The 21,917-nt window shown below is 67.0% G+C and carries 20 protein-coding genes and 1 pseudogene; 11 read left to right on the forward strand and 10 right to left on the reverse strand.

Translation table 11 applies throughout. The features are described 5' to 3' along the window. Positions 1 to 268 precede the first annotated feature (268 nt). On the forward strand, positions 269 to 823 hold the full coding sequence (locus C477_RS01740; RefSeq protein ID WP_008892707.1) for a GNAT family N-acetyltransferase: 555 nt from the start codon (positions 269 to 271) through the stop codon (positions 821 to 823). A 57-nt stretch (positions 824 to 880) separates the two neighbouring features. Here C477_RS01740 and C477_RS01745 read toward each other — a convergent pair whose 3' ends face one another. Beyond that, positions 881 to 4,264: an MEDS domain-containing protein gene (locus C477_RS01745; RefSeq protein WP_008892708.1), complete on the reverse strand. Its 3,384-nt coding sequence runs from the start codon at positions 4,262 to 4,264 to the stop codon at positions 881 to 883. Positions 4,265 to 4,549: 285 nt separating this feature from the next. On the opposite strand from C477_RS01745, the pseudogene fen reads away from it, so the two are divergent. Together fen and C477_RS01755 are read left to right on the forward strand one after the other, a co-directional pair. After that, positions 4,550 to 5,490, forward strand: a pseudogene (gene fen, locus C477_RS01750) (flap endonuclease-1). Between the two features lie 84 nt (positions 5,491 to 5,574). Further along, complete coding sequence (locus tag C477_RS01755; protein WP_008892709.1) at positions 5,575 to 5,871, forward strand: hypothetical protein; 297 nt, start codon at positions 5,575 to 5,577, stop codon at positions 5,869 to 5,871. A gap of 80 nt (positions 5,872 to 5,951) precedes the next feature. Here C477_RS01755 and C477_RS01760 read toward each other — a convergent pair whose 3' ends face one another. Then, positions 5,952 to 8,873 carry an MEDS domain-containing protein gene (locus tag C477_RS01760; RefSeq protein ID WP_008892710.1) on the reverse strand — a complete coding sequence of 974 codons (2,922 nt, stop codon included), beginning with the start codon at positions 8,871 to 8,873 and terminating at the stop codon, positions 5,952 to 5,954. 159 nt (positions 8,874 to 9,032) lie between these two features. On the opposite strand from C477_RS01760, the gene C477_RS01765 reads away from it, so the two are divergent. After that, positions 9,033 to 10,055, forward strand: coding sequence for a zinc-dependent alcohol dehydrogenase family protein (locus C477_RS01765; RefSeq protein ID WP_008892711.1), 1,023 nt, complete (start codon positions 9,033 to 9,035; stop codon positions 10,053 to 10,055). Positions 10,056 to 10,086: 31 nt separating this feature from the next. Here the strand turns inward: C477_RS01765 and C477_RS01770 are convergent, their stop codons facing one another. The 5 genes from C477_RS01770 to C477_RS23345 form a co-directional block, all read right to left on the reverse strand. Next, positions 10,087 to 11,241: an NAD(P)/FAD-dependent oxidoreductase gene (locus tag C477_RS01770; protein ID WP_008892712.1), complete on the reverse strand. Its 1,155-nt coding sequence runs from the start codon at positions 11,239 to 11,241 to the stop codon at positions 10,087 to 10,089. 58 nt (positions 11,242 to 11,299) lie between these two features. Continuing rightward, positions 11,300 to 11,587, reverse strand: coding sequence for a HalOD1 output domain-containing protein (locus C477_RS01775; protein WP_008892713.1), 288 nt, complete (start codon positions 11,585 to 11,587; stop codon positions 11,300 to 11,302). A 124-nt stretch (positions 11,588 to 11,711) separates the two neighbouring features. Further along, on the reverse strand, positions 11,712 to 12,188 hold the full coding sequence (locus C477_RS01780; protein ID WP_008892714.1) for an Lrp/AsnC family transcriptional regulator: 477 nt from the start codon (positions 12,186 to 12,188) through the stop codon (positions 11,712 to 11,714). Between the two features lie 122 nt (positions 12,189 to 12,310). Then, a complete protein-coding gene (gene mvaD / locus C477_RS01785) occupies positions 12,311 to 13,294 on the reverse strand; it encodes a phosphomevalonate decarboxylase MvaD (RefSeq protein ID WP_049914121.1) in 984 nt (327 codons plus the stop codon). A gap of 111 nt (positions 13,295 to 13,405) precedes the next feature. Next, positions 13,406 to 13,915, reverse strand: coding sequence for a hypothetical protein (locus C477_RS23345; protein ID WP_152423246.1), 510 nt, complete (start codon positions 13,913 to 13,915; stop codon positions 13,406 to 13,408). A 499-nt stretch (positions 13,916 to 14,414) separates the two neighbouring features. Here C477_RS23345 and nth point away from each other — a divergent pair, with 499 nt between their 5' ends. The 3 genes from nth to C477_RS01805 all read left to right on the forward strand — a co-directional run bounded on the left by nth (position 14,415) and on the right by C477_RS01805 (position 16,575). Then, complete coding sequence (nth, locus tag C477_RS01795) at positions 14,415 to 15,098, forward strand: endonuclease III (RefSeq protein ID WP_008892717.1); 684 nt, start codon at positions 14,415 to 14,417, stop codon at positions 15,096 to 15,098. 522 nt (positions 15,099 to 15,620) lie between these two features. Beyond that, positions 15,621 to 15,866, forward strand: coding sequence for a hypothetical protein (locus tag C477_RS01800; RefSeq protein ID WP_008892718.1), 246 nt, complete (start codon positions 15,621 to 15,623; stop codon positions 15,864 to 15,866). A gap of 262 nt (positions 15,867 to 16,128) precedes the next feature. Beyond that, positions 16,129 to 16,575 carry an SPW repeat domain-containing protein gene (locus C477_RS01805; RefSeq protein ID WP_008892719.1) on the forward strand — a complete coding sequence of 149 codons (447 nt, stop codon included), beginning with the start codon at positions 16,129 to 16,131 and terminating at the stop codon, positions 16,573 to 16,575. A 34-nt stretch (positions 16,576 to 16,609) separates the two neighbouring features. Here the strand turns inward: C477_RS01805 and C477_RS01810 are convergent, their stop codons facing one another. Together C477_RS01810 and C477_RS01815 are read right to left on the reverse strand one after the other, a co-directional pair. Continuing rightward, positions 16,610 to 17,557: an NAD(+)/NADH kinase gene (locus tag C477_RS01810; RefSeq protein WP_008892720.1), complete on the reverse strand. Its 948-nt coding sequence runs from the start codon at positions 17,555 to 17,557 to the stop codon at positions 16,610 to 16,612. A gap of 133 nt (positions 17,558 to 17,690) precedes the next feature. Then, positions 17,691 to 19,010: a M28 family peptidase gene (locus C477_RS01815; protein WP_008892721.1), complete on the reverse strand. Its 1,320-nt coding sequence runs from the start codon at positions 19,008 to 19,010 to the stop codon at positions 17,691 to 17,693. A 142-nt stretch (positions 19,011 to 19,152) separates the two neighbouring features. Here C477_RS01815 and C477_RS01820 point away from each other — a divergent pair, with 142 nt between their 5' ends. From C477_RS01820 to C477_RS01830, 3 genes are all read left to right on the forward strand, one after another. Then, positions 19,153 to 20,217: a polyprenyl synthetase family protein gene (locus tag C477_RS01820; RefSeq protein ID WP_008892722.1), complete on the forward strand. Its 1,065-nt coding sequence runs from the start codon at positions 19,153 to 19,155 to the stop codon at positions 20,215 to 20,217. Positions 20,218 to 20,484: 267 nt separating this feature from the next. Further along, positions 20,485 to 20,886 carry a DUF7541 family protein gene (locus C477_RS01825; RefSeq protein ID WP_008892723.1) on the forward strand — a complete coding sequence of 134 codons (402 nt, stop codon included), beginning with the start codon at positions 20,485 to 20,487 and terminating at the stop codon, positions 20,884 to 20,886. Positions 20,887 to 20,904: 18 nt separating this feature from the next. After that, positions 20,905 to 21,168, forward strand: a complete 264-nt coding sequence (locus C477_RS01830) for a DUF6684 family protein (RefSeq protein WP_008892724.1) — start codon at positions 20,905 to 20,907, stop codon at positions 21,166 to 21,168. 47 nt (positions 21,169 to 21,215) lie between these two features. On the opposite strand, the gene C477_RS23930 is transcribed toward C477_RS01830, so the two are convergent. Further along, complete coding sequence (locus tag C477_RS23930) at positions 21,216 to 21,371, reverse strand: hypothetical protein (protein WP_008892725.1); 156 nt, start codon at positions 21,369 to 21,371, stop codon at positions 21,216 to 21,218. Positions 21,372 to 21,723: 352 nt separating this feature from the next. Here C477_RS23930 and C477_RS01835 point away from each other — a divergent pair. Beyond that, positions 21,724 to 21,917, forward strand: a 194-nt coding sequence (locus tag C477_RS01835; protein ID WP_449404390.1) for a DUF7520 family protein, incomplete at its 3' end; no start/stop codon positions are given.

Here is a 21,917-nt window from a genome sequence, read left to right on the forward strand (position 1 = left end):
TCCGGCCGTCGTGATCGTATTCGTGTTTGACTCGGCACTCGTGGCCGGGCTAGGCGGATCGACGTCAAAAGGGTTCGACTGGCAACGGCGCCGTGCTCCGCGCCGCGCGTTCGTCGGGACGCTCGAGGGACTCCCCTTCGACCGGTCTCGAGGACCGCGCTCCGACTGGTGGTACGGGCAACCCGACGACGGAAGCCGTTGTCCGGCCCGACCGTCGATCCGGGAGCAGTCGCCGGACCCTTAGTGGTCGGCGCGCGAACTAGCGGACGTGGAGTACGACCTCCTGGGCTGGCCGCCCGACGGCCCCAAGCTCCGGCTCGACTACGAGCGGTTCAGCTACGCCGGCAAGTTCGTCATGACCAACACGGGGAAGGCGGTGGCCCGAACCGACGAGAACGAGATCATCGCCGCCGTCGCGTTCAACGAGGACCGCACCGACGCGTCGACGCTGTGGCTGCGCTACGTGACCGTCGCCCGCGATCGGCGCGGCGAGGGGATCGGTCCCGAACTGCTCGCCCGCGTCCGCGACCGCGCCCTCGAACGGGGCTACGACCGGCTCCGGATCGCCGTCAACAACCCCTTCGCCTACGAGGCGCTGTACCGAACGGGCTTCGCCTACACCGGGGAGACGACCGGGATCGCCGAACTGGTCCTCGAGCATCCGGCGCCGGTCGACAACGAAGGCAATTTCGACGGCGAACCGGACGCGAAAGCGCGCTATCAGGCCGGCCTCGAGGAGTTCCGCGAACGGGAGCTCTCCGACGCGGAAACGGAGTTCCTCGAGTCTCGAGAGGGATCAGAACCACCGGAACTCGAGCCGTAACGCGCGGTTCGGCGGCGGGCGCCGCCACGGCGAGCGGTGTGCGACGCGGTCTACCTCTCACTCGCGAACAGCGGGGAGCGTAAACGAGAACGTCGAGCCATCGCCGGGTTCGGCGTCGACCCAGATGTCGCCGCCGTGGCGCTCGACGATCCGCTGACAGAGCGCCAGTCCGATGCCCGTGCCGTCGTACTCCTCGCGGCTGTGGAGCCGATCGAAAACGGTGAACACGCGGTCCTGATCGTCCGGGTCGATCCCGATCCCGTCGTCTTCGACCGAGATCACCCACTCCCGTCCGCGGCGGGTCGCGTCGATCCGAACGCGCGGCGGGGTGTCGTCGCTGTACTGGATCGCGTTCTCGAGCAAGTTCTGCAGGACCTGCCGTAACTGGCTGGCGTCGCCCGACACGCGGGGGAGCCCGTCGGTCGCGATCGTCGCGTCGGTCTCCTCGATCTGGATCTGTAAGTCCTCGCGCACGTCCTCGAGCAGGGCGTCCAGGTCAACGGGTTCGAACGGGTCGCCCTGCGTTTCGACGCGGGAGTACGCGAGCAGACCGTCGATCATCTCGCGCATGCGGTCGGCGCCGTCGACCGCGAAGTCGAGGAACTCCTCGCCGTCCTCGTCGAAGGCGTCGCCGTAGCGGTTCTCGAGCAACTGGAGGTAGCTGGTGACCATCCGCAGGGGCTCCTGGAGGTCGTGGGAGGCGGCGTAGGCGAACTGCTCCAAGCGCTCGTTGGACTCCTCGAGGGCCCGTTCCCGCTGGGTTCGCTCGAGCTCGTACGCGATCCACTGGGACATGAGGTGGAGGAACGTCCGCTCGACCTGCGTGAACTCCCGGTCGCGGGCGTCCGTCGAGACGAAGAAGAACGTCCGATCGGGCTCGTTCTCGAGTTCGATCCGCGTGCCGAGGTACGTCTCGACGCCGAACTCCTCGTACGCGATGCTGTCGCCGAACCCGGTCCGCTCGGGATCGGTGATGTCGGCGACCGCCCCGTGGTCGACCGTCTCCCGACAGTACGTTTCCGACAGCGGCGCCTCCGCGCCGGGCTGTAGCTGGTCGTGATCGCCGCGTATCGCCTGGACCTTGAACGAGTCGGACGCCGGGTCGATCTCGGCGATTCCTCCGATTTCGAGGTCGAACCGTTCACAGCCCAGTTCGAACAGATCTCCCAACTTCGCCTCGAAGGATCGACTGGGATCGGCGGCGATCCGACTCAGCGTCTGCTGGTGGTGTTCGCGCTGTTCGCGCTCGAGTTCGTAGCTGATCCACTGGCCCAGTAACTCGATGAACGTCCGCTCGGTCTCGGAGAACGGCCGGTCGCGGGGTTCCGTACTCCCGAACCAGAACGTCCCGTACGGCGTCGATCCGTCGGTCACTCGCGTCCCGAGGTAGCTCGTCAGCCCGAACTCCCGGTGGATCGCGTCGTCCTGCCAGTCGGTGCCGTGGACGTCCGTCATCGCGACGGGGTCGTCGGATTCGATCGTCCGCCGGCAGAAGCATCCGTACCCCGGATCGGACCACAGCTCGTCGTCGTCGTCGACGCCGAGGCCGACCCCCTTCTCCAGGCGGAACTCGCCGCCTCGTGACGGGAGGTGGTTCAATCCGCCCATCTCGAGGCCGAACCACTCCCGACCCAGTTCGAGCAGTTCCTCGAGCTTCTCGTCGAAGTCGCGGTCGGGGTCGGCCGTGATCCGGTAGCTCTCCTGGAGGAACGCCTCCCGCTGCCGGCGCTGGAGTTCGTACTTCACCCACTGCCCGAGCAACCGCTGGAAGGTCCGCTCGTCGTCGGAGAACTCGCCGTCGTGGGGCTCCTCGGAGACGAAGAAGAACGTTCGGTCGACGTCGCCCTCGACTTCGATGTACGTCCCGAGGTAGGTCTTCATGTCGAGCTCCCGGTAGACGTAGAGATCGTCGTAGCCGGCCTCAACGGGATCGTCCACGCTTCCGACGGTGTCGCATCCGGCGACCGTGGCGCAGTAGGTTTCGGACAGGGGGAGCTCGAGCCCGGGTTCGAAGCCGTCGTACGTATCGCTCACGTACTCGACCTCGAACCGGTCGTCGTCGGAATCGACCGTGGCCATCACCCCGAGTTCGAGGCCGAACTGCTCGCAGCCCAGTTCGAACAGCGCCTGTAGCTTCTCCTCGAAGTCGAGGTTCGGATCGGACGTGATCTGGGAGCTCTCCCGGAGGAACCGCTCGCGGCGCTGTCGCTCGAGTTCGTACTCAATTAACTGCCCCATCAGATCGAGGAACGTCCGTTCGGCGTCCGTGTACGGCACCTCACGGGTCGTCTCGGAGCCGAAACATAACGTCCCGTACGTCTCGCCGCCGACGTGGATCGTCGTACCGAAGTAGGCGTCCAGTCCGAACCGCTCGTAGGCGGGATCGTCAGTCCAGCCCGCCTCGGCCGCGTCCCGCACGGCGATGCGTCCGGGCGACGCGAGGAGCTTCTCGCAGTACGTCTCGCAGAGCGAATCGGTGACTCCCGGACGGATGTTCTCGTGCGCGCCGACCGCGTCCACGATCTCGAACGTGTTCTCGTCTATGGTCTCCGTGAAGTAGCCGATCTCGAGGCCGAGTCGCTCGCGGCCCAGTTCCAGCAGTCCCGCGATCTTCTCGTCGAAGGACGCGTGGGGCGTGGCGATGATCTCGTACAGTTCCCGCTGGTAGCGCTCGTGGGTCTCGATCGTCGTCCGCGCGTCGGTCCGATCGACCAGCGTCGCCAGCTTTCGGTCGAGTTCTCGAGACGGGTTATCGGGACCGAAGTACTCCTCGGGCGGCGTGTAGTAGAAGTTCTGACAGACGGTGGTGTCGTCGTGGACGAGAAACGGATGGGTCCTGAGGACGTTGTGGAGGATCTCTGCGGGGAATCGGTTGCGGTTGTACTGACAGAGGACGGCGTAGTCGTCGTCGTTGTAGAGCGGGTTGAGCAGCTCCTCGTACTCGCAGAGGTCGTCGAACCCCGTGTCGTCGGCCTCGAGCGCCCACGTCATTTCCGCGGCGGCTCTGAGCCCCGCGAACTCGTCGTCGGTCGCGTCGGCGAGCGTCTCCTCCCAGAACGAACGCATCGCATCGCGATCGAACTCGCCGGTCCGTCGATAGGTCTCCGCTTCCGTGTGCACCGACAGCGCCCCCGACTCGAGCGCCGTGTCGACGTCGACGCCGCGGGATCGCATCGCCGCGAGCACCTCGTCGACGGTGTTGTCGTCGGCGACGTAGATGCACCGCTCACCGCGCTCGAGTCCCTCTTCGATGAACGGGACGGCCGCGTCGAACTGCTCGGCGCGGTCCTCGTAGATGAGTGCGAAGTGATCGGTGTGTTCGTGGTCCTCGTTCGGGTCGATGGGACCGCGGATATCGAACGTCGACCGCGAGGTGTCGAACCTGCCCTCGAAATCAGATGACGGCCGCTGGATGGTGTGGTCTGATAGCTGTTTACTCATGGATTACCCCTGAGCATCCGGTCCGATAAACGGAATCCCCCGGCTTCGGACCGGATGTCGTCGAGATCCGGAACTCGGTATGTCGACCGAAGAAATGAGGGCGAGGGTGAAAAGATTATCGCGGATCGTAATCGATTCGGGACGGGGTACGCGGACCGCGATCCCCACAGCGCGACGCTGTAATCCGAAGCGCCGCGAGCGGACCGACGCCCGCCGGTCGAAACCGAACGGCGGAGTCGCTCGGAAGCCAATGATACAAATCCCAGTCCTCCCAAGGGACCGGTAATGGGAAACGCAGCACTCCGCGACATCGCCGTCATCGAGGAGCTCCCCTTCTCCGAGATCGAGGGCATCGTCGCCGTCGACGCCCACAACTGGCTCTACCGCTATCTGACGACGACGGTCAAGTGGACGGACAGCGACGTGTATACGACCGCCGACGGCACCGAGGTCGCCAACCTCGTCGGCATCGTCCAGGGGCTGCCCAAGTTCTTCGAGAACGACATCACGCCGGTGATGGTCTTCGACGGCGGTCCCTCCGAACTCAAGGAAGACGAGATCGAGTCCCGCCGCGACCAGCGTCGCACCTACGAGGAGCAACTCGAGGTCGCCCGCGAGGAAGGCGATCAGGTCGCCGTCGCGCAACTCGAGTCCCGAACCCAGCGGCTGACGCCGACGATCCAGGAGACCAGCCGCGAACTGCTCCGACGGCTCGACGTGCCGATCGTCGAGGCGCCCGCGGAGGGGGAGGCTCAGGCGGCCCACATGGTCCGCCGCGGCGACGCCGACTACGTGGGGTCGGAGGACTACGACGCCCTCCTCTTCGGCTCGCCCCGGACGCTGCGCCAGCTGACGAGCAAGGGCGATCCCGAACTGATGGATCTCGAGGCGACCCTCGAGCACCACGGCCTCACCCTAGAGCAACTGATCGACGCGGCGATCCTCATCGGGACGGACTTCAACGAGGGCGTCTCGGGGATCGGCCCGAAGACGGCAATCTCGGCGATCACANCTCAGAGATGTGTATAAGAGACAGGGTCAGACAGCTGTTCCGCGACCCCGACGTGACCGACGAGTACGAGTTCGACACGGACCTCGATCCGGATCTCGAGGCCGCCCGCGAGTTCGTCTGCGAGGAGTGGGCCGTCGCCGAGAGCGAGGTCGACCGCGGCTTCGAGCGCATCGAGGAGAGCGTCACGCAGACGGGGCTGGACCGCTGGACCTGACGCCGGTCGATCCCTCACCCGTATCGTGGTATGCGCCGGATAATAAATGCCGACGCCGGGCGACGACGAAACGGGTGATACTCCATGTCACGACAGCCCGATGGCGACCGATCCCGAGGTGGCAATCGAGCGGCGCAACCGGGTGAGACCGCACCCCCACCAGGGCGATGGCTGCTGTCGACCGTACTGCAGACCGTCGTCGCCGTCGTCGGTCTCGCCGTTGTCCTGTACGCGCTGAGTCGAGCGTTCGGCATCGACCTCCTTGGCATGACCGCTGCCGCGCTCGCGACCCAGACCGGCCAGTGGATCGCGATCGCCGTGGCCGCGCTCATAGCGATGAGCGCGGCGATGCGAGCGGTCCGCTCCGTTCGAGCGCCGTGACGTGTCGCGGGACGAGTCGCTCGTCGCGTTCGTCCCCTGAACCCCGATTTCACCTGTTTCGCCGACCGATCGGCGTCGATTCACTCGAGGTTTCGTTTCGGAAGCGTGATGTAGAACGTCGACCCCGAGCCGGGTTCGGACTCGACGCGAATATCGCCGCCGTGATTCTCGGCGATCTCCTGGCACAGCGAGAGGCCGATCCCGGTGCCCGGATACTCGTCGTCGTGGTGGAGGCGCTTGAACACCTCGAAGATGCGATCGGTCTTCTCCGGCTCGATGCCGATCCCGTTGTCGGCGACCGCGAACTCCCAGCGGTCGTCCCGGTCCGCGGCGCTCACCTCGACCCGGGGCACCGCGCTCTCGTTGTACTTGATCCCGTTCGAAACGAGGTTGCTGAACAGTTGCTCGAGTTGGTCGACGTCGGCGCGGACCGTCGGCAGCGAGTCGACGAGGATCTCGACGTCGTTCTCCGCGATCCGTAACTGCAGGTCGTCCTGGACGCGATCTAGCACTTCCGTACAGTCGACGGGCTCGAACTCGCCGTCGGCGTGTTCGACCCGCGAGAAGGCCAGCAGATCGTCGATCATCTCGCGCATGCGGTCGGCGCCGTCGACCGCGAACTCGATGAACTCCCGGGCCTCGCCGTCGAGGTCGTTCTTATACCGGTTCTCGAGCAGTTGCAGGTAGCTCGAGATCATCCGCAGGGGTTCCTGGAGGTCGTGGGAGGCGGCGTAGGCGAACTGCTTGAGCCGGTCGTTGGACTGCTGGAGTCGGTCGACCGTCTCCTCGAGGTCTCGTTCGTACTGCTGGCGATCGAGTTCGTACTTCACCCACTGGCCCATCAGGTGGTGTAACGTGCGTTCGGCCTCCGAGAACTCCTCGCGGGGCTCGGTCGAGACGAACCAGAAGGTCCGGTCGGGGCTCCCCTCGATCTCGAGGTGGGTGCCGAGATACGCCCGGATGCCGAAGCGCTCGTAGCACAGTTTGCCGTCGAATCCCGTCTCGACGGGATCGGTAATCGTACGGGTTCCCTCCTCGTCGATGGGCGCCTCGCAGTACGTCTGGGAGAGGGGATACGGCTCGCCCGGCGTGAGGTACTCGTGGTCGCCGTTCGTGGTCTCGACCTCGAACCGATCGGCCGCCGGATCGACCGTCGCGACCCCGCCCAGTTCCATGTCGAATCGCTCGCAGCCCAGGTCCAGGACCGCCTGGAGTTGCTGGTCGAACGATCGGTCCGGATCGGCGGTGATCTCGTACAGTTCCCGCTGAGTTCGCTCGTCCCGCCGGCGCTCGAGTTCGGTACTGACCCACTGGCTGATGAGGTCGATGAACGTGTACTCCGTCTCGGTGAACGGCCCCTCTCGGGGCGTTTCCGAACCGAAACACAGCGTTCCGTACTGTTCGCCGTCGACCTCCAGCGTCGTCCCGAGGAAGGCGTCGAGCCCGTACGTGTCGTAGGCGCGGCCGCCCTCCCAGCCCGCGTCGACGGCGTCGTGGACGCCCACCGACTCGCCCGCGTCGACGACCTTCTTGCAGTACGTTCCCGACAGCGAACCGCCGCCGCCCGTCCGGATCCGGTCGTGGGAGCCGACCGCCTCGACGATCTCGAAGCGATCGGTCTCGGCGTCGACGGCGGTGAAGTAGCCGACGTCGCAGCCGAACCACTCGCGGCCGTGCTCGAGCAGTCGCTCGATCTTCTCCGCGAAGGCGAGGTCGGGATCCGACGTGATCTCGTAGCTCGTGCGGAGAAACTCCTCGCGCCGGCGGCGCTCGAGTTCGGTGCTGATCCACTGGCCCATCAACTCGAGGAACGTCCGCTCGGCGTCGGTAAACGGCCGGTCGCGCGGCTCCGTATCGTAGAACCAGAACGTGCCGTAGGGTTCGGTGCCGGCGGTGACGCGGATGCCGAAGTAGGTCGCCAAGCCGAACTCCTCGAAGACGGGGTCGTCGTCCCAGCCGGCGGCGACGACATCGGGGACGGCGGTCGGCTCGTCCCAGTCGATGGCCTTCCGGCAGAAGTTCCCGTCGGCGGGCTGGATCGGTAACTCCCCCTCGAGGTCGCCCATGTCGGGGCCGACCGTCACTTCCGCCCGGAAGTTGTCGTCCCAGGTCGGGAGGTGAGCCAGCGCGCCGCCCCTGAGGTCGAATCGCTCGCAGCCCAGTTCCAGCAGTCGCTCGACCCGTTCCTCGAAGGAGAGATCGGCGTCGGCCGTCGTCTCGTAGAGTTCGCGGAGGTAGTTCCGGTGTTCGCGGACCGCCGTCTTCGCGTCGGTGCGCTCGTGTACGGTCCGGATCATCCGGTCGACCGTCGCCGCCGGCTTCTCGCCGTCGAAGAACGTCGCGGGGGGCGTGTAGTAGAAATTCTCCGAAACTTTCCCGTCGGAGACGAGCCGGGGATGCGTCTTGATGACGTCCTCAAGGACGGGCGCGGGGAACCGCTCGCGGTCGTACTGACAGAGAAGGGTACAGTTCTCGCCGCGGAGACGGTCGTTCACCCGCGCTTCCAGCGCCACGAACTCGTCGGCGTCCTCGATCGCTCGCAACAGCCACGTCTCCTCGGCGGTCACCCGGGCCCCCTCGAAATCGACGGTCGACTCCGCGACGAACGTCTCGAGCAGCTCCAGCGACGCCTCGAGATCGAACGAGCCGTCCCGCAGATAGGCGTCTTCGATGTCGGTGATCACCAGCGCGCTGGATTCCAGCGCCTCGTCGACGTCGACGCCGGCGTCGCGAAGCGCGTCGCAGATCTCGTCCCGGCCGGTCTCGTCGGCGAGGTACAGACACCGCTCGCCGTCCTCCAGTCCACGCCGGACGAACGGAATCACGGCGTCGAACTGCTCGTCGCGACTCTCGTAGAGCAGCGCGAGGTGATCGTGCGAGCGGGCGCAACCGTCAGTCAACCCGACCGGCCCGCGAAACGCGGACCCCAGATTCGGCGCCTCGAGTCTCGGTTCCCGATCCGAAGCGCGTCGCCAGTCGGTTCGTTCGACCTCGTCGCTCATCGCTCCTCCCTACTTGGCCGACGACTAAAAGGTCTGGACCGCCGAGCGGCTCCCGCCGACGGCCGGCGATCACCCGTTTCGATTGCCGGTAGCACCCAGTTGCGGTAACACGGTCGCCGGGCGCAGGACCGAAGTCTCGAGAGCGCCTCGGCTCGAGCGATGCGAGCCTACGAAGTTCAGGAGGCCACGAGCGACTACGAAGGCGTCGTACAGATCGACCGCGAGCGCCCCGAACCGGACGCCGACGAGGCGCTCGTTCGGATTCGCGCGGCGTCGCTGAACTACCGCGACCTGGCGATCGCCCACGAGGACCTCACATACCCCGGCGCCGCCCTGCCGGTCGTCCCGCTTTGCGACGGCGCCGGCGAGGTCGTCGCGGTCGGCGACGAGGTCGAGCGGCTCTCGGAGGGCGACCGCGTCGCGACGCCGTTCGCCCCCGACTGGGTCGACGGCCCGGTCGCGCCCGAGAAGGTCGCCCGGACGACGGGCGGCAATATCGACGGCACGCTGGCCGAGTACGCCACCTTCCCCGCCGACTCGCTCGCCGAACTCCCGGAGAACCTCTCCTACGAGCAGGGCGCGACGCTCACCTGTGCCGGGCTGACCGCGTGGCGCGAACTGATGGAGGTCGGCGATCTCACCGCCGACGAGACCGTGCTAGCGCTTGGTACCGGCGGCGTCTCGACGTTCGCGCTCCAGTTCGCGACGACGCGGGGCGCCGACGTCTTCGTCACTTCCTCGAGCGACGAGAAGCTCGAACGCTCCCGTGAACTGGGCGCAACGTGGACGCTGAACTACGAGGAGACCCCCGAGTGGGGCGAGGCCGTTCAGGAGGAGGTCGGCGTCGTCGACCACGTCATCGAGGTCGGCGGCCCGGGCACGCTCCAGCAGTCGATCGAAGCCGCGGCGTTCGACGGCCACGTCCACCTGATCGGCGTCCTCTCGGGTCCCGACGGGCAGGTCCATCCCGGCCCGATCCTCCAGAAGGCGCTGACCGTCGAGGGCTCGATGGGCGTCGGCAGCCGCGCGATGTTCGACCGGATGAACAGCGCGATCGAGGCCGCCGAGATCGATCCGGTGATCGACCGCACCTTCGGCTTCTCGGAAGACGAGGTTCGCGAGGCCTACCGGTACGTCGACGCCGGCGAGCACCAGGGGAAGGTCGTGATCTCGATCGACTGACGGGTCGGACCGACGGGTATCGGTATTTTCACTACTGGCCGCGGAACCGCTCGGGAAGCAACTCCCGATAGGCGAACCGGCCCGCGCTGCCGGCGCCGCCGACGCCGGAGAGGTAGCCGACGCCGACGCTCGCCTTCAGCGCCTTCGCCGCCCGTCCCGTGAGGACCCGCGAGCCGACCGTCGCGACGGCGTCGTCGCCGACGCTGACGACCCAGCCCGGCGATTCGAACCGGAACGACTCGAGGTCGGGGCCGAACGTCTCGACGCCGTCGCGACGGGCCGCGACGAGCCGTTCGATATTCTCGGCCGCCGTCCGAGCCTCGCGGACGGCCGCTTGCGCGCTCGCCGGCACCGCCTCCCCGTCGGCGTCGACGACCCGCGCGGCGTCGCCGAGCGCGACCGTCCGCTCGTCGAGTCGCAGGTCCGCTTCGACGGTCGGCCGCTCGCCCTCGAGGGCGTCCGCGCCGCGAATGCCGCCGGTCCAGACGAACAGATCGAACGAAACTCGTTTGTCCGACTCGAGCCGAACGCCGTCCGCGTCGGCTCCGGTGACGGCCGTCCCCGTTCGGATCTCGATTCCGTCGTCCTCGAGCGCGCGTGCGACTGCATCCCCGAAGTCGGCAGGGAAGCCCGGCGCGATCCGCGCTCGCTGCTCGAGGAGCGTGATCGACGCCGAGCCGTACTCCTCGCGGGCCAGCGCGGCGAGTTCGCCCGCGACCTGTACGCCGGAGAGGCCGGCTCCGCCGACGACGATTCGGCCCCCGTCGTCCGCCCGCAGCGCTTCGCGGGCTCGCTTTCGGATCCGGCGCGCGTGCGAGAGACGCTTTAGCGGAATCCCGTGTTCAGAGACTCCTTCGAGCCCGTAGTACGCCGTCCGCGCGCCGAGACAGATCGCCGCGATATCGTACTCGAGGCGACCGTCCGAGAGCGACACGACGCGTTCGTCCCGGTCGATCGCCTCGACGCGCGCGACGCGAACCGTCGTCCGCTCTACGGCGCCGGGAAGCGAGAGCCGGATCTCGTTGGCCACGCCGGGCCGGCGGATCACTCGGTGGAGTTCGTGCTGGACGAGGTGGTCCGGCGACTCGTCGACCAGCGTGAGGTCGACGTCGGACGGGAGCGACGACTCGAGTCGCTTCGTCAGGGTCAGCCCTGCGTAGCCCGCGCCGCAGACGACGACGTGCATGGCGGCGGCTACGGCTTCGAGCGGGATAGGTGCACGGCGGGTGCTCGCGAGAACTGCGTCACTCGTCGAAAACGATCCACTCGCTCGAGGGAGCGTCCTCGCTCGGCGCCGAGACGTCGACGCGGCCGTTTCCGGTGATGAGGACGGAGTGGCCGCCGTATCGGAATCGGATCCGGAGCTCGTCCGATCCGGATCGAACGAGCGAATCGAGCGCCTCGGGGTCGACTGCGTCGTAGAGCGTCGGTTCGAAATCCAGCGGCGACGTCCCGGACGCGGTCGCGACCGCTTCGACGACTCTCTCGCTCGGCGGACGACGGTCGTCGGGAGAACCAACTTGATCAGACATCGCGTCGAGCTATCGGTCACCGACCCTAAAGCGCGTTGCAGATCGGACGGTTTTCCGCGGCATCTTCAACCCCGCGCGACATTCGTCGGGAAACAGTCCCGTTTCGGAACGAACGTACCGAAATTCAGCCGTCGGTCGTATACTTCTTCCCGAACTGGTCGAACGGCCGCGTACGCTCCTCGACGATAACGTTCGTCCGCACGATTTCGACACCGAGTTCGTGGAGTTCATCGGTGGCCGCCTCCACCCGCTGCTGGGTGTCGGTCAGGAGTTCGACGTGGAGGTCGGTCTCGTCGGCCAGCAACCGTCTGACGCTGACGACGTTCTCCACCTCGCTTACGTCCGCGACGATCGCCGCCTCGTCGACTTCGTCGGAGATCGTGCCGACGAGCAGCGTTCGCTGTTCGAATCCGGCTTTCTCGTAATCGATCGCGGGCCGATACCCCGTGATGACGCCGCGGTCCTCGAGATCGTTGATCCGCGACGCGACGGTGCTCGCCGCGAGGCCGACGTCCGCGCCGATCTCTTCGGTCGTCGCGTTCCGGGCGTCGTCTTGCAGGACGTGAAGGATCGCCAGATCGTCTCTGTCGAGGTCGACCATAGGAGCCACTACCGACGTACTACCTCGACGCAGTATATGACTCTTTCAACGCCGTTCGATCGAGGAAACGCTCGATCACCCGGCACCACACAAATCGCGGGCGCCGCTGCGGATCGCCGCGTCTAGAACAGGTGCTTTTCCTCGTCCAGCAGCTTCGCGGGGCCGCCGACATCCCAGACGGTAGTGGAGACGCCGCAGTCCGAGACGGCTTCCTCGACTTCGTCGACGTGTTCTTCGGTGGTGTTGACGTAGACGCTGGCGCCGGTGTCAGTCGAGAAGTAGACGGGGATGTCCTCCTCCTCGCGGAGCTCCCGCACTGTATTGAAAATCTTCAGGGTGGCGGGCTGCCAGTAGACCCACCCGGAGGGGCCGGTCATCGTCGTCGCGGCCAGCGAGAGGGAGTCCTGTTCGGCGAGTTCGAAGGTCCGATCGAACTCGTTGTTCCGCAGGGCGTCGCGCATCTCGGCGATCTGGCCGTGGATGTGGGCGTTGCGAGCCTGGAACATGTGGCTGTCGGCGGCCTCCTCGTGGGCGTCCTCGGTCTCCTTGTGGTAGGGGACGAGGCCGACGACGATCTTCAGGTCCTCGTGGAGGTCGCTCGGAATGCGCCGCGAGCGACAGTCCTCGTCGTTCAGACCCGTGTGCAACTGCGAGAACGCGCCGGTGACCGCGCGGGCGGCCGACGCGGAGCCGACGCGGGCGATCGTCGAAACCTCCTGGCGCGAGGCGTCGAGTTCGGCGGCCTCGGCCAGCGCCATCGCGGCGGCGGCGAAGCCCGAGGAAGAGGATCCCAGACCGACGTTAGAGGGGAAGCTGTTCTCGCTCTCGAGGCGAACCGGGTAGACGGTGTGGGCCGCATCGGACTTCGAGCGGGCCTTCTCGACGACGGCCTCGACGCGCTCGTAGGCCCGTCCGTCGAGTTCCTCGCCGTCGACGACGAAGGTGTCCTCCTCGTAGTCCATCGAGAACTCGACGGTCGTGCGGGTGTGACTGGGCGCCGTACAGAGGCTGATGCTGTCGTGATACGGGAGCCGTTCGATTTCGTCTCGCATCCCGTGATACTTGACCAACCCCTGAATCGGGTGGGCCATGGCGGTGGCTTTCATACCCGGATAGGCGGATGAAGACCGCTTAAAGGTCACGGCATCCGATCGGAGACGCGCGACGAGCCGACGTCGGCGGGGTACCGACAGGTCGCCGATATCCGGACGAACGCCTCACTGAGACGTCTCTTGCATCGACCGGCGCCACGCCCGGAGGGCCTCGAGGTCCTGCTCGAGGGCCTCCAGTTGTGTCTCGAGCGCGTCGACGTCGGTCGACAGCGCCTCCACGTCGTCGTCGACGCGGTCGAGCTCCTGCGAGAGCCGCGAGCGGAGCAGAACGGTCTCGCGGTCGAGACGGGCTACGAGACCGTCGATTCGCTCCTCTAGCGCCGCGGCCCGGTCGTCGAGACTCGTCTCGACGGTCTCGAGGCGCGCCTCCACGTCGGTCAGTCGATCGTCCGTGCGCTCGAGGCGCGCGTCGTTGTCGTCGACGCGCGTCTCGACCGAGTTGCGCATCGAGTGGAACTCGCTTCGAACCCCCTCCGTCTCGGTCCGCTGTTCGGCCAGTCGCTCGTCGAGGTCCGTGAGCCGGCGGGAGAGTTCCTCGAGGCGGGGCTCGATAGTGTTCTCGAGGCGGGCCCGCAGGTCCGCCGTCGACTCGACGGCGTCGAGCTCCGTCCGCAACGTGTCGACCTCCGCGGCGGTCTCCGCGATGTCGGTCCGCAGCTCCGACAGCGCGGTCTCCGCGGCCGGTGGCGCGTCGGGAACGGCATCCGGATCGACGTCGAGGTCGCCCTCCTCGAGCGCGAGCGCCTCGCGGAGCGCCGCCGTCCGCGGCCGGACTCGTCGGCCCAGAGGTCGAGCAACAGCGCTTCGAGGACGTCGGTTTCGGCTTCGTCCGTCGACTCGACGGTATTGGTGGAATCGTTTTGCGATGGCATTGTGAGCCTGTGGTGCGGTTCCGGACGACTGCGAGCGCCCTCCGTCGGCGTAGCGCGTCGGCCGCAGTTCGATCGTCCGCGTCCGAGGTTGGTCTGCCCTCGGATAGGTGTACGAATAACAGTTTCGTTCTGCGAAATAAAGCGGCTGTCCGGCGTCGGTTCGCCGTCGTCGGTCGTCGATCCGCGGGCTCGATCGGCGCGAACCGAACACCTCAAATGGACGCTCTCGCAACGAACGCTCGATGGGAACCCCACTCGAGAGCCGCGAGGCGCAGGCCGAAGAGGTCGTCGACCGCCTCGAGGAGGCGTATCCGGACTCGACGATCTCGCTGCGGTACTCGAACCGACTGGAGTTGCTGATCGCGGTGATCCTCTCGGCGCAGTGTACCGACGAGCGCGTCAACAAGGAAACGAAACATCTCTTCGAAAAGTACGACGGCGCCGAGGACTACGCCGACGCGCCGGAGGACGAACTCGCGGAGGACCTGAACTCGATCACCTACTACAACAGCAAGGCGGGCTACATCAAGAGTTCCTGCCGGACGATCCTCGAGGAGCACGACGGCAAGGTGCCGGACACGATGGACGAGCTGACGGAGCTGTCGGGCGTCGGCCGGAAGACGGCCAACGTCGTCCTCCAGCACGGCCACGACGTGGTCGAGGGGATCGTCGTCGACACGCACGTCCAGCGGCTCTCGCGCCGACTCGGGCTGACCGAGGAGCAGCGTCCCGAAGCGATCGAACAGGACCTGATGGGGATCGTCCCCGAGGGCTACTGGCAGCAGTTCACCCACCTCTGTATCGACCACGGCCGCGCGACCTGCACCGCCCGCAACCCCGACTGCAGCGACTGCGTGCTGGCCGATATCTGTCCCTCCGAGAAGGGCGACAGCGAGATCGACCTCGCTTCCGGCGAGCCGTGGTAGGATCTCGAGTTGGATTGCGATCTGAGCCGACTTCTCGCCATACGGTGGCGCGCGCTGGCGGCTAGTCGAGTGCTCACGAGACTGGCCGATAACTCCGTGCGAGGTCTTCGTGAACAAAGTGAACGAAGGCTTGTCAGAGCTTGCTCTGACAGTGGATGAGTGAACGACCGGAGGGAGTGAGCGTTAGCGCGGAACCGGAGGTTCCGCGAACCATGCGAATAGTGCGAGACCAGAGGTCTCGAATACCATGCGAACGGCCGGAGGCCGTGAGCAGAGGGCACGTAGCGCCCGTGAGCAGAAATCGGTTGGGGAGGGTGTGGGAATCCCTGTTGCCACGGTAGCAGGCCGGTTGGTACTCCTGAAATTGGTCTACTCGAGCGACCAGTGCTACCTCGAGTCGCCCCGCCCAGAGGGTGAACGGTCATCGAGACGAGTGCAGACCAACTGAATGATTCGTTCTAGCCGACCTTCGCAAGCCCAACGCCTTTTCTCGGTTCGACGGTAGCCTCAGTCGGGATCAATATGTCCGACAACACTGACGAGACCGGCAAAGACGAGCACGGACGGGACGTCGAACTGGCTCACGAGGACACGGAGGACGAAGACGAGGAAGCGGAACTCACCGAAGAGGAAAAGGAGGCCCGCGAACGCCAGGACGAAGAGCAGCGACGCCAGGACATCGAACACAAGTCCGACGACCGGGTCGACGACGCCCTCGAGCAGGAGAACCCGGACAACCACCGGGACGAAGAGCCGTACAACAGCTAGGCTCGACCGGTCGCGAGCGCACCGCGCCGTTTCCGATCGCTCGAGACGAGACAGCGCAGGACGACCCGCCGTCACCGCCGGTACTCGCACGTTTTTCGCTCGCGTCGCTGAGACCCGTCCTCGAACGCCCTCGAGTGGCATCTCGGCCGTGCTGAACCGGCGTCTCCGGGACGTCTCGATCGAGGACTGGTCGGTATCCGTGATTACCGACAACCGCAGGCACGGCCGCTTTGCACGGGTACCGGCTACCTCCGATGGAGACATGAGCGACACACCAACCGATACGAACCGAGACAGTACCGCGGCCGAGCGAGCGGACCACCGAAACACCCTCAACACGGACACGATGCAGTGGCTGAGTGCCCTCGTCGCGATCATCGGGCTCTACGTCGTCGCCTCGCCGTTCATTTTCGAGGCGACGGACCAGGCGATCTGGAACGACACGCTCGTCGGGACGGGGATCTTCCTGCTGGCGGGCTATAACTTCGTCCGCCTCTCTCGGAATCGGCTGGCGAGCGTCGGCGTCGCGTCGCTGGCCGTCCTGCTCGGCCTCTGGCTGCTCGTCTCGCCCGCCGTAATCGACATGGGGAGCAGTACGCTGGCGACCGGGACCGCGGCCTCCGGGCTGGCTACTGCCGTCCTCTCGGCGTACAACGCGTACGCGAACAACAAGGCTGACGCACCCGACCGAGTCGGCGCGCGTGCCTGAAACCGGCCGCTTTTTCTCGACCCGTTTATCGACATCACCCCTCGAGTGCCCCGTCGGGGACGGAGAGGGTCTCGAGCGAGTCCTCGACCGAGACGGCGATCCGCGCGTCGACGCCGACCGACGTCACGCGCCGGCCGTCGGCGACGAGCGCGATCGGGCCTTCGTCGCGTTCGACCGTGAGCTCGAGTCGATCGTCGGGAAGCACCCAGCGGCGCGTGTCGGTGACGAAGGGCGCGACGGGCGCGACGGCGACCGCGTCGACGGCGGTCGAGAGGGAGGGCGCGTCGACGGCGCCGGCGTAGCCGTCGCTACCGGCCGCCGTCGCGACCACGACGCCGTCGGCCCGGAACCTCGCGACGGAGTCGCCGCGGCTCGCGACGCCGTACTCGGAGATCCGCGCCGGTTCGTCGGTCACGAGCGTGACGTCGAACAGCGCGCGGTCGCGGATTGCGTCGGCTCCGGCGTCCCCGCTATTCGCGTCCGTCCCAGCGCCGTTGCCGTCAGTATCGGCGCCGCTGGCGTCGAACTCGGCGCCGTCGGAATCGCTGTCGACGTCGACGTCCACGCCATCGTATCCGACGGCGTCGCCGCGACGGCCGCGATCGGCGACCTCGAGTTCCAAAATCGCGTGTCGACGGACGGTCGCCTCGCCGTCGAGGACGGCCTCGAGCGCCGCCGGCGCCCGCGCCCGGTCGACGGCGTCGATACCGGTGACGTCGCCGACCGGCAGGACGGGAGCGTCGGCGCCGGCGCGACCGATCGCCGAAAGGTCGTCGTCGCCGGCCGCCACGAGAACCGAGGGCGCCGCTGCGAGAACGTCGTCTACGTCGCCGCTGACGGTCGTCGCGTCGCGATCCGCGACGGTCGGTCGGAGCGCGTCTGCGAGCGAGTCGTCGGCGGCGTCGGCTCTCGATCCCGTGTCGGCGTTCGCGTCGACGATACCGACGACCGGCTCCTCGTCAACGAACCACGCGGCGTCCATGTCGGGCCGTTGGCGCGGGTGCGAAAAAAGACGTGGGGTTCTCTCGTCGCCGCCGACCGTTACTGCCGTCCCCGTCGACCGACACTGCGCGTCCGGTCGAACCGTCGTGGACCGGGGCGTCGGCGCGAATCGGTCAGTCGGAACGCTCGCCGTAGGGCCAGTCGCCTGTGATCCGCATTCCGTCCGCGAGGTCCTGGGCCTCGAGGTCGGCGGCGATCGCCTCGGGGTCGCGGTGCTCGACGGTCGCGTCCTCGCGAGCGAGTTCGACGACGAGGTCGGTCAGCAGGATCGCCTGCTCGCGGAGCGTTCGCGGCTCGAGTTTCTCGATCGTGTCGGCGAACGTGTGGCCCCAGCCGCGGCCGACCTCGTCCGACGTCGATTTGACGTGATAGCCGGGGACCCCCCACTGCACGAACGGCCAGTGGTCGCTGTGGGGGCCGAGCTTCGGCACCGTCTCGACCGGGTGATCGTAGCGGTCGGCGACCTCGTCGGCGGCCGCCTCGAGGCCGTCGAAGCCGTGGGTCGTCAGTGACAGCGTCCGATCGCTGACGACGCCGTCGTTGTTGACGATGGCCGTAATCTCGTCGTGGTCCGCCCGCTCGGCGTGGTAATTCGAACCGACCAGCCCCACCTCCTCGGCGCCGTAGGCGACGAACTCGACGCGGGTCTCGAGGTCGTCTTCCCGTTTTGCGAGCGCGTTCGCGAGTTCGACGACCATCGCGGTCCCGGCGCCGTTGTCGACGGCGCCCTCCGCGATGTCGTGGGCGTCGACGTGGCTCGTCACCAGCACGCGCTCGTCGGTGTCGGGCCCCAGTTCGGCGTGGACGTTCTGGCTCGTCGCCGGGCCGATGTCGGCCTCGACGGTCAGTTCGATCTCCTCGCCGTCGAACCGGCGGGCCAGTCGCACGCCGACCTCGCTCGAGACGCCGACGGCCGGAATTTCGCCGATGGGGTCATCGTCGGTTCCGACGCTCCCCGTCGGCGGCAGACAGCCCTCGACGTGGTTCCGGTAGACGAACCCCACCGCGCCGTTCTCGACGGCGTGGTAGTACTTTTCCCGGCGGTGGAGGTAGCGATCGTAGTAGTCCGGGATGTCGCTGCGGACCATCGCGATCTTCCCCTCGAGGTCGGTTTCCTCGAAGTCCGCGGGGAGCCCATAGCCGAGGTCGACCAGCGGCGCCGTCGCGCGGTCGGCAGGGCTGCGCGGCAGGGCGATGCAGTTCTGACTCGTCTCGCCCGCGGTGATCTCGCTCCCCTCGCGCGTCCAGCCCTGAATGTCGAAGGACTCGAGGCGGGCGTTCCGGGCGCCGGCGTCGGCCAGCGCGTCGCGAGTCAGTTCGGCGGCCTCGCGCTCGCCGTCGCTGCCGGCCATCCGCGTTCCGATATCGACGAGGCGCTCGAGGTGGGTCCACCCGACGTCGCTCGTGAAGACGTTGCCGATCCAGTCGGTCATACCTCCGCTGTGGACTGCCGGCCAGGAAACTGTACCGCTCGAGTCCCGACCCGTGCAGAGAGCGAACGAGAGCGGTTCATCCTTTCGAAGTTGACAAGACAAACTGCGAATCTTTTTCACGCCCCTCCCTCTCGGAACGAGTATGCGGGAGACGCTTGCCGAGTGGCGGCCGGCCATCGACGAGGCGATCGCCGATCTGGTCCCACGCGAAATCGACGCCGACTACCTCGCATCGTTCTTCGGCGATCCGACCTACGAGTACGATCCCGACGCCATCCAGCGGGCGCTGTCGACGCCGCTGTGGGACCTCCTCGACCGCGGCGGGAAACGGTGGCGCGCGGTGCTCTTTCTCGTCTTCGTCGAGGGGTTCGGCGAGGATCCGGCGGCGTACGTCGACTACGCCTGCATCCCGGAGATCCTCCACAACGGGACGATCATCGTCGACGACGTCGAAGACGAGGCGACGATCCGCCGCGGCGAACGCGCGCTCCACCGCGTCTACGGGCGGGATATCGCGCTTAACGTCGGCAACGCGATGTACTTCCTGCCGCTGAAGATCCTGACCGAGAACCCCGCCGACCTCCCGGCGGAGCGACGGCTCGCCGCCTACGAGATGCTGGTGGCGGAACTCAACCGCACGCACCTCGGTCAGGGGATGGACATCCGCTGGCACAACGAGGACGACGTGCGGGTTACCACCGACGAGTACCTCGAGATGTGCGCGTGTAAGACCGGCTGTCTCGCCCGGATCGTGGCCCGACTCGCGGCGATCATCACCGACCAACCCGACGACGTCGAGGCGGCCGTCGCGCGGTACGCGGAGCTGACCGCCGTCGCCTTCCAGATCGGCGACGACATCTTGGACGTCGAGCACTCGCTGGGCCGGGCCGGCGACTTCGGCAAGGCGTTCGGTAACGACATTCGCGAGGGCAAGCAGACGCTGCTGGTCATCCACGCGATCCAGGAGAGCGACCCCGAGCGGGCCCGACGACTGCAGAAGCTCCTCGCCGCGGAGTCCAACACCGACGCGGAGATCGCCGAGGCCCTCGCGATCATCGAGGACGCCGGCAGCCTCGAGTACGCCCGCGAGCGCGCCCTCGAGCTGGCCGCCCGGGCCCGGGTGGAGGTCGATCGCCTCGAGTTCGACGCGGAGACGACCCAGAAACTCCACGCGTTCACTGAGTTCGTCATCGAGCGCGAGGAGTGAGCGGCGAGGGCAGCGCGGATCGACGGCGTCTCGCTCCGACACGTCTCAATCGCAGCGTCGTCTCGAGCGTCTCGTTCTATCGGTTTCGGTGACTGTCTTCGGTTCCGACGGGCGACCCTAGCTACTACTAGCGGGACGTGGTAGCCGTTCGTCGATGGTCGATCACTCGAGTGCGAACGACCGCGGCGAGCGCNGGTTTCGGTGACTGTCTTCGGTTCCGACGGGCGACCCTAGCTACTACTAGCGGGACGTGGTAGCCGTTCGTCGATGGTCGATCACTCGAGTGCGAACGACCGCGGCGAGCGCGATCGCGAGCGGCCGACGGCGAGCCCGTGGCCCGTGCTGGTCGCGATCGGACTCGCTGGGTCGGAGGTCGGCATCGTCGTCGACCTCCTCCCGGTCGCGGTCGGCGGACTCGTGCTGTTCGCCGCCAGCGTCGCGGGGATCCTCGCCGAGTCGGACCACGTCGCCGACCCGTTGCCGGTCGCGATGGGCTTCGGCGCGGTCTTCGCGCTCGGCGGCGGCACGCTGTACGCGCTCGGAACCGACACCGTCGCCCCCGCAGCGACCGACGGACTGACCGGGCTCACCACCCGCGGCCTCGCGATCGCGATCGCCGGGATCGTGACGGTTGTCGGAACGGTGATCGTCCACTACCGACGCCGCTAACGCCGCTAACAGATATCCATGAGCCGACGCGCATTCGACGCCGAAATCACGCTCGATCTCGCGGTCAACCTGATTCCCCTCGCGATCATGGTGTTCTTCGTCGCGCTCTTCGCGGTGTTCAACCCGTGGGGGATCGAACCGCTCCAGTCGACGATCCAGTTCGCGATCCTGCTGTCGATGATCGCGACGCTGGGCTTCGTCACCTACTACGCGGCGCGCGTGATCGAACGGGACGACCGCACGTATCACGATACGACGACGATAGACCAGAAGAAGGACTGACCCCGACGGCCGATATCGGCCCGCGGCCGCCGTTCTCGACGCGAGCCTCAGGTGACGATGAGCATGAACCCCAGTAGCGCCATCAGGAGGGCGATACCGACGAGTAGCAACAGGAACAGTTCCTTCTCGGCGAGCCGTCGGTGCGACTCGTCGGTGTCGGCAGTGGCGTCGGGACCGGTAGCGTCGGTTGGTTCGGAGTCCACGGCTACGTTGCTTCGAGCGTACGACGACGCCGGGTAAAAAACGAGTGGTGGCACGCGAACGCGCCGATGTCATTCGCGCGGATCGGTGGTGTCGCGCCGGCAGCGGTCGGCGCGACACAGGCAGTGGGATGGGGATGGGATGGGAGTGGGAATGCGACGGCAGGGCGCGGCACGGGGAGTCCGGTGTCGCCGACCCTGCCGTGCTCGTTCGTACGACGACATCGTCGAAACAAGTGCGGCCAAATAATTTTGGGGCTCGCGAGACCGACGGGTCCGAGGTAACGATCGAACGCGCTCGCGCTGCTCGAGACGAAGCGCAAGGACCTCGGGGACGCGCCGCGAACGGGCGACCGTGACTGCCGATCGACGACTGGGCGGTCGCCGCGTGGTCGGCGGCCTCTGTCTCGTACTGATCGCCGCCACCGCCACCTTCGGCGCCATCCTCGGCTACGCCCTGCCGGTTATGACGGACCTCGAGGAGATCACCGTCCTCGAGGTGGCCGTTCCCGTCACGCCGGCCACGTTCGCCCTCTACGGCGGCGTGAC

This window comes from Haloterrigena salina JCM 13891, assembly GCF_000337495.1.
Classification (GTDB): Archaea; Halobacteriota; Halobacteria; order Halobacteriales; family Natrialbaceae; genus Haloterrigena; species Haloterrigena salina.